General features: G+C 65.2%; 11 protein-coding genes. 5 read left to right on the top strand and 6 right to left on the bottom strand.

All coding sequences use genetic code 11. The features are described from left to right. Nucleotides 1–3 precede the first annotated feature (3 nt). The 3 genes from E5E97_RS07305 (at nt 4) to E5E97_RS07315 (ending at nt 2,935) form a co-directional block, all read left to right on the top strand. A complete protein-coding gene (locus E5E97_RS07305) occupies nt 4–1,530 on the top strand; it encodes a YjjI family glycine radical enzyme (RefSeq protein ID WP_171280057.1) in 1,527 nt (508 codons plus the stop codon). A gap of 37 nt (nt 1,531–1,567) precedes the next feature. Beyond that, nucleotides 1,568–2,419, top strand: a complete 852-nt coding sequence (locus tag E5E97_RS07310) for a YjjW family glycine radical enzyme activase (protein WP_171281203.1) — start codon at nt 1,568–1,570, stop codon at nt 2,417–2,419. 192 nt (nt 2,420–2,611) lie between these two features. Beyond that, the gene (locus E5E97_RS07315) at nt 2,612–2,935 is read left to right on the top strand and encodes a DUF1820 family protein (RefSeq protein ID WP_011704589.1); all 324 of its coding nucleotides are present in this window, start codon (nt 2,612–2,614) and stop codon (nt 2,933–2,935) included. A gap of 42 nt (nt 2,936–2,977) precedes the next feature. Here E5E97_RS07315 and E5E97_RS07320 read toward each other — a convergent pair whose 3' ends face one another. The 3 genes from E5E97_RS07320 to E5E97_RS07330 all read right to left on the bottom strand — a co-directional run bounded on the left by E5E97_RS07320 (nt 2,978) and on the right by E5E97_RS07330 (nt 5,603). Next, the gene (locus tag E5E97_RS07320; protein ID WP_039216091.1) at nt 2,978–3,901 is read right to left on the bottom strand and encodes a LysR family transcriptional regulator; all 924 of its coding nucleotides are present in this window, start codon (nt 3,899–3,901) and stop codon (nt 2,978–2,980) included. A gap of 60 nt (nt 3,902–3,961) precedes the next feature. Next, the gene (locus E5E97_RS07325; protein ID WP_011704591.1) at nt 3,962–5,158 is read right to left on the bottom strand and encodes an amino acid aminotransferase; all 1,197 of its coding nucleotides are present in this window, start codon (nt 5,156–5,158) and stop codon (nt 3,962–3,964) included. Between the two features lie 169 nt (nt 5,159–5,327). After that, nucleotides 5,328–5,603, bottom strand: coding sequence for a metal/formaldehyde-sensitive transcriptional repressor (locus E5E97_RS07330; RefSeq protein ID WP_005308614.1), 276 nt, complete (start codon nt 5,601–5,603; stop codon nt 5,328–5,330). A 71-nt stretch (nt 5,604–5,674) separates the two neighbouring features. Between E5E97_RS07330 and dmeF the strand changes: the two genes are divergently transcribed. Continuing rightward, nucleotides 5,675–6,625, top strand: a complete 951-nt coding sequence (gene dmeF, locus E5E97_RS07335; RefSeq protein WP_171280058.1) for a CDF family Co(II)/Ni(II) efflux transporter DmeF — start codon at nt 5,675–5,677, stop codon at nt 6,623–6,625. A 63-nt stretch (nt 6,626–6,688) separates the two neighbouring features. Here dmeF and E5E97_RS07340 read toward each other — a convergent pair whose 3' ends face one another. Then, nucleotides 6,689–7,099, bottom strand: coding sequence for a hypothetical protein (locus tag E5E97_RS07340; protein ID WP_024944600.1), 411 nt, complete (start codon nt 7,097–7,099; stop codon nt 6,689–6,691). Between the two features lie 281 nt (nt 7,100–7,380). Between E5E97_RS07340 and pulA the strand changes: the two genes are divergently transcribed. Continuing rightward, entirely contained in the window at nt 7,381–11,418 is a 4,038-nt protein-coding gene (gene pulA / locus E5E97_RS07345) for a pullulanase-type alpha-1,6-glucosidase (protein ID WP_171280059.1), read from the top strand. Between the two features lie 149 nt (nt 11,419–11,567). Here the strand turns inward: pulA and E5E97_RS07350 are convergent, their stop codons facing one another. Then, entirely contained in the window at nt 11,568–12,530 is a 963-nt protein-coding gene (locus E5E97_RS07350) for an IS1595 family transposase (protein ID WP_171280060.1), read from the bottom strand. Nucleotides 12,531–12,640: 110 nt separating this feature from the next. After that, nucleotides 12,641–15,049, bottom strand: a complete 2,409-nt coding sequence (locus E5E97_RS07355; RefSeq protein WP_171280061.1) for a zinc/cadmium/mercury/lead-transporting ATPase — start codon at nt 15,047–15,049, stop codon at nt 12,641–12,643. Between the last annotated feature and the right edge of the window lie 151 nt (nt 15,050–15,200).

The following is a 15,200-nucleotide window of genomic DNA, read 5'->3' on the forward strand; positions in this document are numbered from 1 at the left end:
GTCATGTCCTTCACCGAAACCTGCCAGCGCATCGTGCGCGATCCCCTGCTGTCACCGGCCCAGAAGAGCCATGCCCTGGCGCTGGCCGCCGAGAATGCGCTGCCCTATCCCGAACTGCCCGCCGAGGTGAGCGAGGCGATGGCCAAGGGCTTTGTCTGCGACATGTTCGAGGGGCACGCCCCCTACAAGCCGCGCTATGTGCTGCCGGATTACGAGAAGTTCCTGCGCCAGGGCTCGGCCTGGCTGGAGCTGGCACCGCCGCAGGATTTTGACGAGGCGCTCGATGCCCTGCGTATCCTCTACCACCACGTGCCCTCCGTCACCGGCATGCCGGTCTGGCTGGGCCGACTCGACCACCTGCTGCTGCCCTTCGTCGGTGAGCTGGATGACGAGGCCCTCTATCGCAAGCTGAAGGGGTTCTGGATCTACCTGGACCGGGTGCTGCCGGATGCCTTCATGCACGTCAACATAGGCCCGGATGACAACCGGCTCTGCCGCCTGATCCTGCGCATCGACGGCGATCTCAAGCAGGTGGCTCCCAACCTCACCCTGTTCCACGATCCGGCGCAGACCCCGGACAGCCTGCTGCTGCAGGGGGTGAAGAACATCGCGGCTTGCAGCAAGCCCCACATCGCCAACTACCCGCTGCATCGCAACACCTTCGATGAGCGCGGCTTCGGTATCGTCAGCTGCTACAACGCCCTGCCCCAGGCGGGCGGTGCCAATACTCTGGTGCGGGTCTCCCTCAAGCGGGTGGCCGAGCAGGCCCACGGCATCGACGACTTCCTGGGCTGCCTGTTGCCCCACTACTGCCGCCTCGCCTCCCGCCTGATCGAGGCGCGTGCCGCCTTCCTGCACCAGGAGTCAGGCTTCTTCGACAGCTTCCTGGTGCAGGAGGGGCTGCTGGAAGAGGATCGCTTCGTACCCATGTTCGGCATCTACGGCATGGCCGAGGCGGTCAACCTTCTGATGGACAAGGAGAATCTGCCGGAGCGCTACGGCCGGGACGAGGAGGCGAACCAGCTGGGCTATCGCATCTCGGCCCAGCTCGCCCGGCACGTGAGCGAAACGCCGCAGGTGCACGCCTGGGGTGGCCGCGCCCTGCTCCACTCCCAGGGCGGGCTCAGCGTGGATCGCGGGGTGACCCCCGGGGTACGCATCCCCTATGGCGAGGAGCCGGATCCCGCCAGCCACGTGCTGGCGCTGGCGCCCCACCACGGCTTCTATCACTCCGGGATCAGCGAGATCCTCACCCTGGATCCCACCATCCGCCAGAACCCGCAGGCGCTGCTGCAGCTCTGCAAGGGGGCGCTCGCCATCGGCATGCGCGAGTTCACCGCCAACGTGGCGGACAGCGATCTGGTGCGGGTGACCGGCTACATGATCCGCAAGAGCGACGTGGCCCGTTTCGCGGCCGAGGGCTCGCGGCTGCAGACCACCTGCCTCGGCGCCGAGGCGAGCGAGCTGACCGGGATCCGCCAGCGGGCGCCGCGGGTAGTAGGGCGCGAGGCGACCCTGTGTGACTACTGAGTGCGGCAGGCGGGCAGGGGCGGCGCGCACCGCTACGGTGAGCCGCTGGCTGCCCTTCTCCTGCGTGGACGGCCCCGGCAACCGGCTGGTGCTGTTTCTGCAGGGCTGCAACTTCGCTTGCCCCGGCTGTCATAACCCGCACACCATCGGCCTCTGCGATCACTGCGGTGACTGCGTGCCCGGTTGTCCGAGCGGGGCGCTGACCCTGCACGAGGGACGGGTGAGCTGGCAGGCGGCGCACTGCACCGACTGCGATGCCTGTCTCGATGTTTGCCCCCGCAGCGCCAGCCCCAAGACCGCCACCATGACGGTGGCCGAGGTGCTGGCTCTGCTGCGCCGCTACGGCCCGCTGCTGACCGGCATTACCGTCTCCGGCGGTGAGGCCACCACCCAGTTGCCGTTCGTGATCGCGCTGTTCACGGCCATGAAGGGGGCGCCGGATCTGGCTCATCTCGACTGCCTGCTCGACAGCAACGGTTCGCTCGCCGAGGCTGGCTGGCAGCGGCTGCTGCCGGTGCTGGACGGCGCCATGATCGATCTCAAGGGGTGGCGCGACTCTGTGCATCACACGCTGACCGGCTATGGCCGCGAGCGGGTGCTGGCGTCGCTGCAACTGCTGGCGCAGGCGGGCAAGCTGGCGGAGGTACGCCTGCTGCAGGTGCCGGGGCAGAGCGATTATCTCGCCGCCGACGGCACGCTGGAGGGCGGGCTCGCCGCCTTCTTGTGCGCCCTCGGGCCCGTGCCTATCCGCCTCAACGGCTTTCGCCATCACGGCGTGCGCGGGGCGGCGCAGGGCTGGCCAGAGGCGGCGCGAGAGGAGCTGGAGCAGCTGGCCGCTGCGCTGACGGTGGCCGGGCTCGGCCCGGTCAGCCTGCCGCCACTGCTCTGAATAGCCGGATGCTAATCAACTGATCGCAAAGGGATTTGATACTACAAGGCAAGATTGGACGGCGAACGGAGCGGTTCGGCGAGGCTTTTTTGCTGCCTGAGTCTTGAGATGACGTAACTGTGATTGCTGTCTATTTGAGCTCTGCGAGGTGGCGGCTAGAATGGGTCAATCGCCCACCATCAACAGACGAACATGAGTGAATCCAACGCCTTATATCGAGTGCAGTTCATTTGTCACAACGAGCGTTACGAAGTCTATGTCAGGGAAGTGAGCCAGGGTCAGCTGTTCGGCTTCATCGAGATCGCCAACTTCGTGTGGGACAACCACACGGCGCTCATCGTCGACCCCAGCCACGAGAAGTTGAAGAGTGAATTTGCCGACGTCAATCGCACCATGATTCCCATGCACCACGTGCTGCGGGTCGATCAGGTGCGCAAGCAGGGGGCCGCCCGCATCACCGAACTGGGCAACAACGTCTCTCCCTTCCCCAGCCCCATCTACACCAAGAAACCCTGACACTCGCCATGTCCGGCCAGCATGTGCCGGGCATGGTCGTCCTCATCCCAGCTCGCGGGCCAGTTGCAGGATGCGCTGGCGAAACCAGCGCCGGGCCGGCTCTTCTCCGGCCGGGCCGTACCACACCAGGCTGTGGGTGACGGCACCGTAATCGAAGGGGACCGGCCTGCTCACCAGAGCGTGGGGGGCCGCCTGTTCGGCCCAGCCACCGATGGCGGTGAGGATCAGATCGCTCTGACGCAGCAGGGCTGCCGCACTGCCAAAATCCGGCAGGATGGCGGCGATCTGCCGGCGCACCTGCAACTGGGCCAGGCTCTGTTCGAAGAAGGGGTTGGCCAGCTCCTGATCGCGAATGGCGATATGGCGCCAGCTCAGGTAGGCATCGAGATCCCAGGATCGCGCCAGCGCCGGGTGATCCGCGCGCAGCAGGCAGACCAGCTTGTCTTCGCGCAGGGTCTCCCACACCAGCCCTTGCTGGCGGGGCAGCGGCTGGCTCTGATCGTGGGGCAGGATCACAAAGTCCAGCTTGCCCGCCGCCAGCGCCGCCAACCCCTGCTCATCCTTGTTGCGAATGTCGGGCACCAGGCCCGGCACCTCGCGCATCAGCTGCGCCAGGATGGGCCCCATGGGCCAGACCATGCCGCTCTCGCGCAGGGCGAATTTCAGCTGCCCCTGCCAGCTGGCGGGATCGAACCCGCCCTGGCCGGTGAGGCTGTTCAGCTCGCTCAGCAGCCGGTGCAGGGTGGGGCCGAGCCGCTCGGCGAACGGGGTCAGCAACAGCTGGTTGCCCTGGCGGTAGAGCAGCTGATCGCCGAGCAGATCCCGCAGCTGGTTGAGGGTCTTGCTGACGGTGGAGGGGGTGGTGCAGAGCCGCTCGGCGGTGCGGGTGACGCTCTGGCTGTCGAGCAGCAGGTGCAGGGTAACCAGATGGCGACCGCCGAGGCGGGAGAGGGCAATGAGATCCATAACGGTTCCACAAGCAAACGGGACAAACAAAAAGCCCCGCCTGAGCGGGGCTTGCGGGGATCAGCCCTTGAGCACGGCGGCCATGGCGTCGGCCACGTAGTCGACGTTGCGGCTGTTGAGGCCCGCCACGCACATGCGACCGGAGCGCACCAGGTAGACGGCGAACTCCTCGCGCAGTCTGTCCACCTGCTCCGGGGTGAAGCCGGTGTAGCTGAACATGCCGCGCTGGTTGATGAAGTAGCTGAAGTCACGGCCCGGCACCTTGGCGCTCAGCACTTCGAACAGCTTCTCGCGCATCGCCTTGATGCGGGTGCGCATCTCGGTCACCTCACCGACCCACATGGCATGCAGGCTGGCATCGTTCATCACGGCCGCAGTGATCTGGCCACCGTGGGTGGGCGGGCTGGAGTAGTTGCGGCGCACGGTGGCCTTCATCTGGCCCAGCACCCGGCTCGCCTCTTCGGCATCCTGGCAGATGACCGACAGGCCGCCGCAGCGCTCGCCGTAGAAGGAGAGGTTCTTGGAGAAGGAGTTGCTGACGAAGAAGCTGACGCCGGCGGCCACCATGGCGCGAATGGCGTAGGCATCCTCTTCCAGCCCGTCGCCGAAGCCCTGATAGGCGATGTCCATGAAAGGAATGAGATTCTTCTCGACTACCAGCGCGATCACCTGGTCCCACTGGGCGCGAGAGAGATCCACCCCAGTCGGGTTGTGGCAGCAGGGGTGCAGCAGCACGATGCTTTTCGCCGGCAGGCTGCTCAGGCAGTCGATCATGGCGTCAAACTGCACGCCGCCGGTGGCCGCATCGTAGTAGGGGTAGTCGTGCACCTTGATGCCGGCGCCCTCGAACATCGCCTTGTGGTTGTCCCAGGTGGGATTGCTGACCCACACCTCGGAGGTCGGGAAGTAGCGCTTGAGCAGATCGGCGCCGATCTTCAGCGCACCCGAACCGCCGATGGTCTGGATGGTGGCGATGCGACCCGCCTTGACCGCTTCGTGGTCGGCACCAAACAGCAGGTGCTGCACCGCGGTGCGGTAGTTGGCGGCGCCTTCCATCGGCTGGTAGGGGCGGGGTGCCGGGGCGGCGGCGCGCTGGGCTTCGGCCTGCTGTACCGAGGCCAGCAGCGGAATGCGGCCCTGCTCGTCGTAATAGAGGCCGATCCCCAGGTTCACCTTCTGCTCGCGGGTGTCTTTGTGGAAGGTCTCGACCAGGGTCAGGATGGGGTCGCCAGCATAGGCATCGACGTGTTCAAACATGGGGGGTCCTTGCGAAATGGAATCCAGGGTATGGCGATCAATGATCGGCGGTCATCATGGCGTAAAGCCGGCGAGGGCTCAAGTCTGAAAGGGGCGGGGGCTGGCGGGCCGACGCCGCCCAGCCGTCAACGGGATGAGGCGGGGCTACGCATGGCCCCATCCACCGGCCCTACTTCAGATAGGATCGCAATACCCGCACTACCTGATCCAGATCCTCCAGCCGCTCGGCCGGGGTCGCCTCTTCTGCGCCCAGGTGCTCACGCATGTGCCCCTCCAGCACCTCCAGCATCAGGCCGTTGACGGCGCCGCGAATGGCCGCGATCTGCTGCAAGATGGCGGCGCAGTCGCTCTCCTGCTCCAGCGCGCTCTCCAGTGCCCCTGCCTGTCCCTTGATGCGGCGCACCCGCGCCAGCAGCTTCTTCTTGCCGTGAATGGTGTGTGACATGCAGGATCCTCTCGATCAATAAAACTATACTGGGGTATAGTATATTGCATTGTCGTCCTCAGGAGAAATCCATGTCATCCCTCGCCTCATCCCACTGCCACCAACCCGTCGTCCACGAAGGGAATCCGCTGGCCGAACAGAAGACCCGCTGGGCCGTGCTGCTGACCGTCATCATGATGGTGGCGGAGATCGGCGGCGGCTGGTTCTACAACTCCATGGCGCTGCTGGCCGACGGCTGGCACATGAGCTCCCACGCGCTGGCGCTCGGCCTGTCGGTGCTGGCCTACCGCGCCGCCCGCCACTTCGCTCGTGACCACAGATTCAGCTTCGGCACCTGGAAGATCGAGGTGCTGGGGGGCTTTACCAGCGCCCTCTTGCTGGTGGGGGTGGCCGGCATGATGCTGTTCGAGTCGGTGTTCCGGCTGCTGGATCCCAGCCCGATCCACTACCAGCAGGCCATCGTCATCGCCATCGTCGGCCTGCTGGTGAACCTGGCCTGCGCCTGGCTGCTCAAGGATGATCACGGTCATCACCATGGGCACGGCCACGACCACCATCATGATCATCACGACCACGATCACTCACACGATCATCACGGCCATCAGGATCTCAACCTGCGCGCCGCCTACATCCACGTGCTGGCGGATGCGGCCACCTCGGTGCTGGCCATTCTGGCGCTGGTGGGGGGCATGCTGTGGGGGGCCGACTGGCTGGATCCCCTGATGGGCATAGTGGGGGCCGGGCTGGTGGCGGTGTGGGCCTGGGGCCTGCTGCGCGACTCTGGCCGGGTGCTGCTGGATGCCGAGATGGATGCGCCGCTGGTGGCGGAGATCCGCGAGGTGATCGCCGAGTTGCCGGACGCCGAAGTGCGCGATCTGCACGTCTGGCGGGTGGGCCAGCAGCAGTATGCCTGCGTGCTCTCCCTGCTGATGGCGGCGCCGATCTCAGCCAGCGAGATCCGCGCCCGGCTCGCCATCCACGAGGAGCTGGTACACGTCACCATCGAGGTGAGCGCCGCCTGATCCTGGCCGGTTGGCCGCCCGCAACAGCAGGAAGGGGCCAAGGCCCCTTCCTGTTTCTCTGGCTCAGTGCGGCTGGCCCTGCACATCCTCCGGTTTGTGCTGCCAGATGGCGCCGAGCAGCAGTTTGAGCAGCAGCTCGGGCGGGTTGTCCAGCAGCCGGCCCGACTCCAGCAGCAGATGGCCATCGGCCCGAAAGCCGAGGCTGGCGTGGATGGTGCCCTCCTCGCCGCACACCTGGATCAGCCCGCTCAAACTGCCGCGCTCCCCCGGCTGGCAGCGCAGCCGCAGCTCCCGTGGCTCCCCCAGCAGGGTGAAGGCCCGGGCGAGGGGTGGGGTATCCTCATAATCCGGCCAGTTGAAGAAGTGGTACTGCTCGGCGAGCGTCCCCGCCTGCTGACAAAATTGGTCAAACAGCTGGGCAATCTCTTGATACTCCAGGTCCAGCCGCCTGGCCTGCTCCTCAATCCGCTTCATCTGTCGTGGCTCCCTCTCTTTTGCCGTATCCACTTATCCATTTGATCGGAAATCAATTTTTCCAGACATCATGGCTCTGCCCGCAGGTATGTGCCGAATCGGGCGGCAGGTCTGTGAGCCCGATCCGATTTTCGTTATGAAAACGTTATCTTGTTGAAAGCGGTTAACTTTTTTGCCCCCCTGCTCACATTTGAAACGATTTCTGCTGATTAATATGGCACCGCTCGGCAATGACCGGGTACTCGGATATCGAGACTAACTACAGCGGGAATTATAAAAAAATGGATATGAAAAAGACCAAAGTGGCGCTGGTAACAGCCTCACTGCTCGCGCTTTTGTCCGGCTGCAATGACAACAGCTCCTCCCCCTCCACCCCTGAACCTACGGACGGCCCCGTCGCCCGTCTGCCCAATGTGCAACCCCCTGCCGAGCAACTGGTTGCCGGGCCCGATCAGGCGGTGATCGCCCTGGTGGATACCCAGACCAGTGCGGCCCGCGGGGTCACTGGCCCCTTCGCCAACTACAGCCTGCACCTGTGGAACAACGACGCCTGCAGCGCCACCGCCGAGAGCGGCCTCAACGCAGGCTGGGACGACAAGGTCAACACCCCGGTCGCGGCCGACGGCTTCGGCCCGAGCTGGGTGGTGCCCCTTAGCAAGCTGGAGGGCTGCATCAACTTCATCGCCCGCAACGGCGATCTGGCCAACCTGACCGGCAGCGATATGAAGGTGGTCTTCAGCGATCACCCGGATCGCACCGTGGCCATCGTCGCCGGCAAGAACGAGATCTTCGGCAGCCGCGCCGAGGCCTTCACCGCTGCCTTCGGCGTGGCGGGCGCCAGTGCCCACCTGATCGATGGCAACACCCTGATCTGGCAAGGGGGCAAGGACAAGCCCCATGTGCGCCTCTATTACACCGAGTCCGGCACCATCAAGGCCAATGCCGAAGGGGTGTTCGACTTCCCCTACATCACCCTTGCTCCGACCAGCCTGACCGCCGAGCAGCAGGCCAAGTATCCGCACCTCAAGGATGCTGCCGCCTTCGCCCTGCCGGCTGGCAAGGACCTCAAGCCGCTGCTCAAGGGTGAGCTGGTGGCCATCGGCACCGACGCCGACGGCATTCTGCAGGGGGCGACCCTGGTGCAGAGCGCCGGCGCCCTCGATGCCCTCTACAGTGAAGCGGCCACCAAGCTGACTTATGGCGCCGTGGTCGAGGGGGGCAATGTCACCTTCCGGCTGTGGGCGCCGACTGCCAAGTCGGTCAAGCTGGCGCTGTTCGATGGCCAGCACAAGCCGCTCGGCGAGCGCACCATGACCCTGGACGAGGCCAGCGGCAGCTGGAGCGTGCAGGGTGGCAGCGAGCTGGTGGGCAAGTTCTACCGCTACGACATCCAGGTCTATCACCCGGTCAGCCGCAAGCTGGAATCCTATCAGGTGACCGACCCCTACTCCCTGAGCCTGGCGATGAACTCCGAGTTCAGCCAGGTGGTGGATCTCAACGATCCGGCCCTCAAGCCGGAAGGGTGGGACAGCCTCAAGGCACCCCACAGCCAGCAGAACCCCGCCGACATCACCATCTATGAGGCCCATGTCCGCGATCTGACCGGCAACGACGACTCCACCCCGGCCGAGCACCGCGGCAAGTTCCTCGGCCTGACCGACACCGACACGGCGCCGGTCAAGCACCTGCAGGCGCTGGCCAAGAGCGGCGTCAGCCACCTGCACCTGCTGCCGGTGTTCGACATCGCCACCGTCAACGAGGATCCGGCCAAGGTCGCCAACATCAGCGACGACTTCGGCAAGTTGTGCCAGGTCAATCCCGAGGTGCAGAACTCCAAGTTCGCCGGCTACTGCAGCAGCGGCCAGACCATCGAGGCCGTGCTCGGCGACCTGCAAGGGAGCGACAGCAAGGAGAACCCGCAGGTGCAGGAGCTTTACGGCTATCTGCGCGGTGTCGACTCCTTCAACTGGGGTTATGACCCCTACCACTACACCACCCCGGAAGGCTCTTACGCCACCAACGCCGAGGGCAGTCAGCGCATCCTGGAGTTCCGCGAAATGGTCAAGGCCATCAAGCAGAACATCGGCATGAACGTGGTGATGGATGTGGTCTACAACCACACCAACGAGGCGGGCCTGGGGCCCAAGTCGGTGCTCGACAAGATAGTGCCCTGGTACTATCAGCGCCTCAATCCGGAGACCGGCTCGGTGGAGAACTCCACCTGCTGCTCCAACACGGCGCCGGAACACGCCATGTTCGCCAAGCTGATGGATGACTCTCTGGTCACCTGGGCGCGCGACTACAAGATCGACGCCTTCCGCTTCGACCTGATGGGCCACCACCCGAAAGATCAGATGGTGCAGGCGCTGGCCGCGGTGAAGCAGGTCAACCCCGAGATGTACTTCTACGGCGAGGGCTGGAACTTCGGCGAGGTGCAGGATGACAAGCGCTTCGTGCAGGCGACCCAGAAACACCTGGCCGGCACCGGCATCGGCTCCTTCTCTGACCGGCTGCGGGATGCGGTGCGTGGCGGCAGTCCATTCGACGGCGGCGACACCATTCGCAAGACCCAGGGCTTTGGCAACGGCGCTCTGGTGGATGCCAACGAGATGGACGGCGTCGATCGCGCTACCGCCCTGCATCAGGCCGATCTGGTGCGCCTCGGCATGGCCGGCAACCTCAAGGACTTCATCCTGACCGACAAGGACGGGATGCCGAAGAAGGGCTCCGACATCGACTACAACGGTCAACCGGCGGGCTACGCCCAGGATCCGACCGAAATCCAGAACTACGTCGACAAGCACGACAACCAGACCCTGTTCGACAACCTGATCTACAAGGCGCCGCAAGGGGCCGATCTGGTGCGGATGCAGGGGGTATCTCTCGCCACCGCCATGCTGGGGCAGGGCATTCCCTTCACCCACGCCGGTGTCGAGCTGCTGCGCTCCAAGTCCATGGAGCGGGACAGCTACGACTCGGGTGATTGGTACAACCGGGTCGACTACGGCTTAAATGACAATAATTTCGACAAGGGGCTGCCGCGCAAGGACAAGGATGGCGACAACTATCCGCTGATCGAGAAAGTACTCGGCAAGCACGTCAAACCGAGCGGTGCCGACATGGCGACCATGGTGGGCTTCTATCAGGAGCTGGCCGAACTGCGTCAATCCTCCCGTCTGCTGCGTCTGGGCAGCGGCGCCGAGGTGATCAAGCGGGTCGACTTCCGCAATACCGGCCCGGATCAGGAGCCCGGCCTCATCGTGATGACGGTGGATGACGGCATCAATGCGGGGGCGGATCTGGATCCGGCCATCGACGGTCTGGTGGTGATGATCAACGCCACCAATGCTCCCCAGAGCATCAGCGACTTCCGTGACGGCAACGATCAGCCCATCGATCTGACCAGCCTGCAGCTGAGCCCGGCCCACCACGGCGGCGAGAGCATCGCCCGTGATGCGGCCGTCAATGGCGGTACCCTGACCCTGGGTGCCTGGTCGGCGGCGGTGTTCGTCAAGCCGCAGAGCGGTGCCCAGGGCACTGGCCTGCCGATTGGCAAGAAGACGGATCTGAGCACGGTACCGCCGTTTGGTGACACCGCCGTCTATCTGAAGGGGTTCCTCAATGAGTGGGGCAACACCAACCAGATGACCTTCAGCAGCAACTTCATGTACGAGTTCACCACCGAGGTGAGCAGCGACAAGCTGGGCACCACCAACGTCAAGATCGCGGATGCCAGCTGGGGTCCCCTCAACTACGGCAGCTGCAATGCGGGTGACAAGCTGGTGGTCGGCACTCCGTTGACCCTTTGCAAGGGCGGCGATACCGGCAACATCGGGCTCGATCTGGCCAAGGCGGGCAGCTACAAGTTCGTGTTCACCGCCATGAACAAGGACAAGCCCACCCTGAGCGTCAGCTTCACCGAGCCGGTGCAGAGCTGCAAGGTGCTGGACACGGTGGCGGGCAATCCGCTCGGCTACAACCTGTTCGTCAAGGGTGAGCTCTCCGGCTGGGCCGCTCAGCCTCAGTACCAGTTGAGCTACAAGGGGATGGATGGCGATCTTGCCATCTATCAGGCGGCCTTCAACTACACCGGCAGCACCGAGTTCAAGGTGGCCAACGAGGACTGGAGCAAGGAGTACCTGCTCAACGGCGGCGGCGCGGTGACGGCGGAGACGGGTTATGCCATCGGCTTCTCCCAGCCGGGCAGTGCCAACAACAGCATCACCTTGCCGCAGGGGTTGTGGAGCGTGCTGGTGAAGGTTGACCCGGCCGGCACCAAGGCCGGTACTGCTGTGATCCAGGAGTGCAGCGCCAAGTAGTTATTCCCATCGAGCCCGGGGCTGGCTCGGCACCCCAGGGTTGAATTCCACCTCGCCAAGGGTGGGATAACTCCGAGAGAGTAAGCAAAGCGCGACTGCCGACCGGCAGCCGCGCTTTTTCTTTGCTGTGGGCGAGGCAATAAAAAAGGCTATGTCCCAATTACGTGTTGCATGGGGCGCCCCAGCGCCTCATGCAAGCAACGTGAGATATTCACTTCCCGCCCATAGCGCTCCAACATCCTTCGCCAACCCAGATAATTCCTCAGATAGTGGGTCGCGACCCCATGGAACCGTTCCATCCACTCCTTCAATCGCCTGTGGTACCCGTTCACATGTTGGATGTGATATGCACCCACCACCCGCTCTCCCGCTCGATTGCGCACCACTTGGTGTGTTATCCCCAGTCTCTCGCTGAAACTCGCATACACCCCGGCACCATCGCTGCACAGGACGGCATCCGGGGCGATAAGCGGCTGAAGCACTGCCTTCACCGCCCTGGCATTCAACTGTTCCAACTGGAAGTCAGCCAGGTGGCCTGCCCGGTCTTGCACCACTATCACCGGGATGTAATCCGGTCCTGTGCCTCGGGTACGGCCTTTACCGCCACGATGGCGGGCCGGGCGGGACAATCCGCGCTGTCCTTTGAACGACTCCAGGAAGAAGGTCTCATCGACCTCGACAATACCCTCTTCCCGTACCGCCTGGTGGCTAGCCATGGCCTTCAGGAAGCGGTGACGCCACAAAAAGGCGGTGTTTTTACCGACCCCACAGCGGAGCGCCGCCTGCCGGACGGTCAGACCGTCGATGAGGGCTTGTGCATAGTCTTCCCAGCATTGTGGCTTGTGAAGTCGGGCGAGAGGCGTGTTAGTGAGAACGGAACTGGTGCGCAAACACTGCTTGCAGCGATAACGGCGCAGCCCTCGAGACCAGCCCCAGGGTGCCAGCAGTGTGGCCGCGGCCTGGCAGTGAGGGCAGCATTGGCATGCGGGCAGTTGAGTGGCCAACGAGGTGATGGGATGAGGGGTGGTGAGTTCCTGTTGCGCGAGACGACGCTGACGCAAAGTGAGCAATGGGAAGAGGGACAGTAGATGTTGAAAGGCTTGGGTATCCATGATGGCGGCCCTCAAGGTGATGACCTACTTCAAGGTTAGCCTTTCAACACATAACTGGGACAGAGCCATAAAAAAGCCGCCCCTCTGGGGCGGCTGTTGGTTAGGCCGGCTTAGCGCTTGCGCAGCAGGCGCAGGGCGTTGGCGGTGACCAGGGCGGTGGCGCCGGTGTCGGCCAGCACCGCAATCCACAGGCCGGTGATGCCGAGCAGGCTGGTGACCAGGAAGATGGCCTTGAGCCCCAGCGCCAGCGCTATGTTCTGGTGGATGTTGGCCAGTGCCGCACGTGAGAGCCGGATCATGGCGGCGACCCCGCCGAGCTGGTTGTGGGTCAGCGCCGCATCGGCGGTCTCCAGCGCCACGTCGGTACCGCCTCCCATGGCGATGCCGATGCTGGCCCGCTTCATGGCCGGCGCGTCGTTGATGCCATCGCCGATCATCGCGACTTTCTGGCTGAGGCCGAGCTTGGCGATTTCATCGACCTTGCCCTCCGGTAGCAGGCCGGCGCGCCAGCCCATGCCGAGCTCACCGGCGATGGCCTCGGCGGCGCGGGGGTTGTCGCCGGTCAGCATGATGCTCTGCAGGCCGAGCTGGTTGAGCTCTTGCAGCGCCGCAGCCGCTTCCGGCCGGATCTGGTCGCGCAGGGCCAGCAGGGCGGCCGGGGCGGCGTCAGGCTGACCGAGCACCACCACTGTCTTGCCTTGCTGCTCCAGGGTGGCGACCCGGACCTGCATCGCGGCATCCAGGGTGGCGACCCGGCTCGGCGCCAGCAGCTGCCAGAGGGTGCCGTCGATGCGACCTTCCACGCCCATGCCGGGCAGGGCGCGCAGCTCCTGGGCCGCGGCGAGGCTGAGGCCCCGTTCGCTGGCCGCCGTCACCACGGCGCGAGCCAGCGGGTGGTGGGAGCCCTGCTCGATGGCCGCCGCCAGCGCCAGCAGTTCGGCCTCAGGCTGGCCATTGAGGCTCACCAGTTCGGTCAGCTGCGGCTTGCCCAGGGTCAGGGTGCCGGTCTTGTCGAAGGCCACGGTATCGATGTGGGCCAACCGCTCCAGCGCGGCGCCCCCCTTGATGAGGGCCCCCTGCCGGGTGGCTGCCGCCAGCGCCGAGGTGACCGCCGCCGGGGTGGAGATGACCAGGGCGCAGGGGCAACCGATCAGCAGCAGCGCCAGCCCGCGATAGACCCATTCGTCCCAGCTCTGGCCGAAGGCGAGCGGCGGTACCAGCACCACCAGCAGGGCGACCAGCATCATGGCCGGGGTATACCAGCGGCTGAAGCGGTCGATGAAGCGCTCGATGGGGGCGCGCTGGGTCTCGGCCTCCTCGATGAGATGCAGGATGCGGTCGATGGCGTTGTTGCCGGGCTCGGACACCACCTCGAGGCGCAGCACCCGATCCGCCGCCAGACTGCCGGCGGGGACCTTGTCACCTTGACGGCGCTCTACCGGGATGGATTCGCCGGTCAGGGCGCTCTCGTCAAAGGCGCCAAGGGCGTCGAGCAGGCGGGCATCGGCGGCCAGACGGGCGCCCGGGGCGATTTCGATGATGTCACCGGGACGCAGCTGGTCGGCAGCGACCTCTTCCCGCACCTCGCCCTCGGCAGTGGTACGGATGCGCAGCGCCTTGTCGGGCACCAGCGCCATCAGGGCGGTGACCCCGGCGCGGGCGCGGCCGGCGGCGTAGGCCTCCAGATGTTCGCCCAGCATGAACAGCAGCAGCACCATGGCCGCTTCGGCGGTTTCGCCGAGGAACAGGGCCCCCACGGCGGCGACCGTCATCAGGGTCTCGATGGCGAAGGGGGAGCCGCTCTTGGTCAGCGCCCACGCCTTGCGGGAGATGGGCCACAGCCCCCAGAGGGTGGCCAGGGTAAACAGCGGCTGACCGATCTGGCTCGGCAGCAGGGCCGCCACCAGCATCAGGCCGGCCAGCGACAGCGGCTGCCAATACTTGGCGAGCAGGGTCTGCAGCGGGCCGCGTTCGCGGCCGGGCTCCTGCTTGCCGCTGCGCTCGCCCTTGAGCTGGAAGCCGGCGGCCAGCACGGCGGCGGTGACGGGATCGGGGGAGAGGCCGGGGGCCAGATCCACCACCAGCTTCTCGGTGGCAAACAGCACGCGGGCCTGTTGCACGCCGCTCACCCGGCTGACGGCGGTCTCTATCTTGCGGGCACAGCTGGGGCAGTCCATCCCCAGCACCTGCCAGCTGTGGCGGCGGCTGTTCTGCTCGGGGGCGTCCAGCGGAAGTTCTGCCGCGACGGCATGCTCATGGTGGTCGTGCTCCCCGTCATGGGCATGGGCGGGCGGCGGAGTGGCGCAACAACCCCCTCTGGGGGGCTCTTCCCCCTCGGGAGCGTCGCTGGCGGCATGATCCTGATGATCATGGGGGGCCTGACTCGCGCAGCAGCTGACCGGTGCGGCCTGATCGCAGCAGTGGCTGTCGTGCTGGTGCTCGGCCTGGGGGGCCGCGGTCTTGCTGACGGCCTTGATGGGGGCGGCGGCGTGTTGATGGCTGCAGCAGGATTTGCTCATGATGAGTTCCTCTTGGATGGATCCCGCCGGTGCGAGATCTTCGATAACTGAGCCGAGTGTAAACCTTGGTGTTAAGTCCAAGGTCAAGCCCCTTTCTCCCGCTCCTGGCAACAGGCTGCTGGTAGAGGTGATATCCCTGTGGTTGGCGGGT

The sequence above is a fragment of the Aeromonas sp. 2692-1 genome (genome assembly GCF_013085505.1).
In the GTDB taxonomy this organism is placed as follows: Bacteria; Pseudomonadota; Gammaproteobacteria; order Enterobacterales; family Aeromonadaceae; genus Aeromonas; species Aeromonas hydrophila.

Bases quoted from the DNA above. Each gene is read 5' to 3' on its own strand.
- pulA (WP_171280059.1), top strand. From the start codon at position 7,381: ATGGATATGAAAAAGACCAAAGTGGCGCTGGTAACAGCCTCACTGCTC.
- dmeF (WP_171280058.1), top strand. From the start codon at position 5,675: ATGTCATCCCTCGCCTCATCCCACTGCCACCAACCCGTCGTCCACGAA.
- E5E97_RS07315 (WP_011704589.1), top strand. From the start codon at position 2,612: ATGAGTGAATCCAACGCCTTATATCGAGTGCAGTTCATTTGTCACAAC.
- E5E97_RS07340 (WP_024944600.1), bottom strand. From the start codon at position 7,099: ATGAAGCGGATTGAGGAGCAGGCCAGGCGGCTGGACCTGGAGTATCAA.
- E5E97_RS07350 (WP_171280060.1), bottom strand. From the start codon at position 12,530: ATGGATACCCAAGCCTTTCAACATCTACTGTCCCTCTTCCCATTGCTC.
- E5E97_RS07330 (WP_005308614.1), bottom strand. From the start codon at position 5,603: ATGTCACACACCATTCACGGCAAGAAGAAGCTGCTGGCGCGGGTGCGC.
- E5E97_RS07325 (WP_011704591.1), bottom strand. From the start codon at position 5,158: ATGTTTGAACACGTCGATGCCTATGCTGGCGACCCCATCCTGACCCTG.
- E5E97_RS07355 (WP_171280061.1), bottom strand. From the start codon at position 15,049: ATGAGCAAATCCTGCTGCAGCCATCAACACGCCGCCGCCCCCATCAAG.
- E5E97_RS07320 (WP_039216091.1), bottom strand. From the start codon at position 3,901: ATGGATCTCATTGCCCTCTCCCGCCTCGGCGGTCGCCATCTGGTTACC.
- E5E97_RS07305 (WP_171280057.1), top strand. From the start codon at position 4: ATGTCCTTCACCGAAACCTGCCAGCGCATCGTGCGCGATCCCCTGCTG.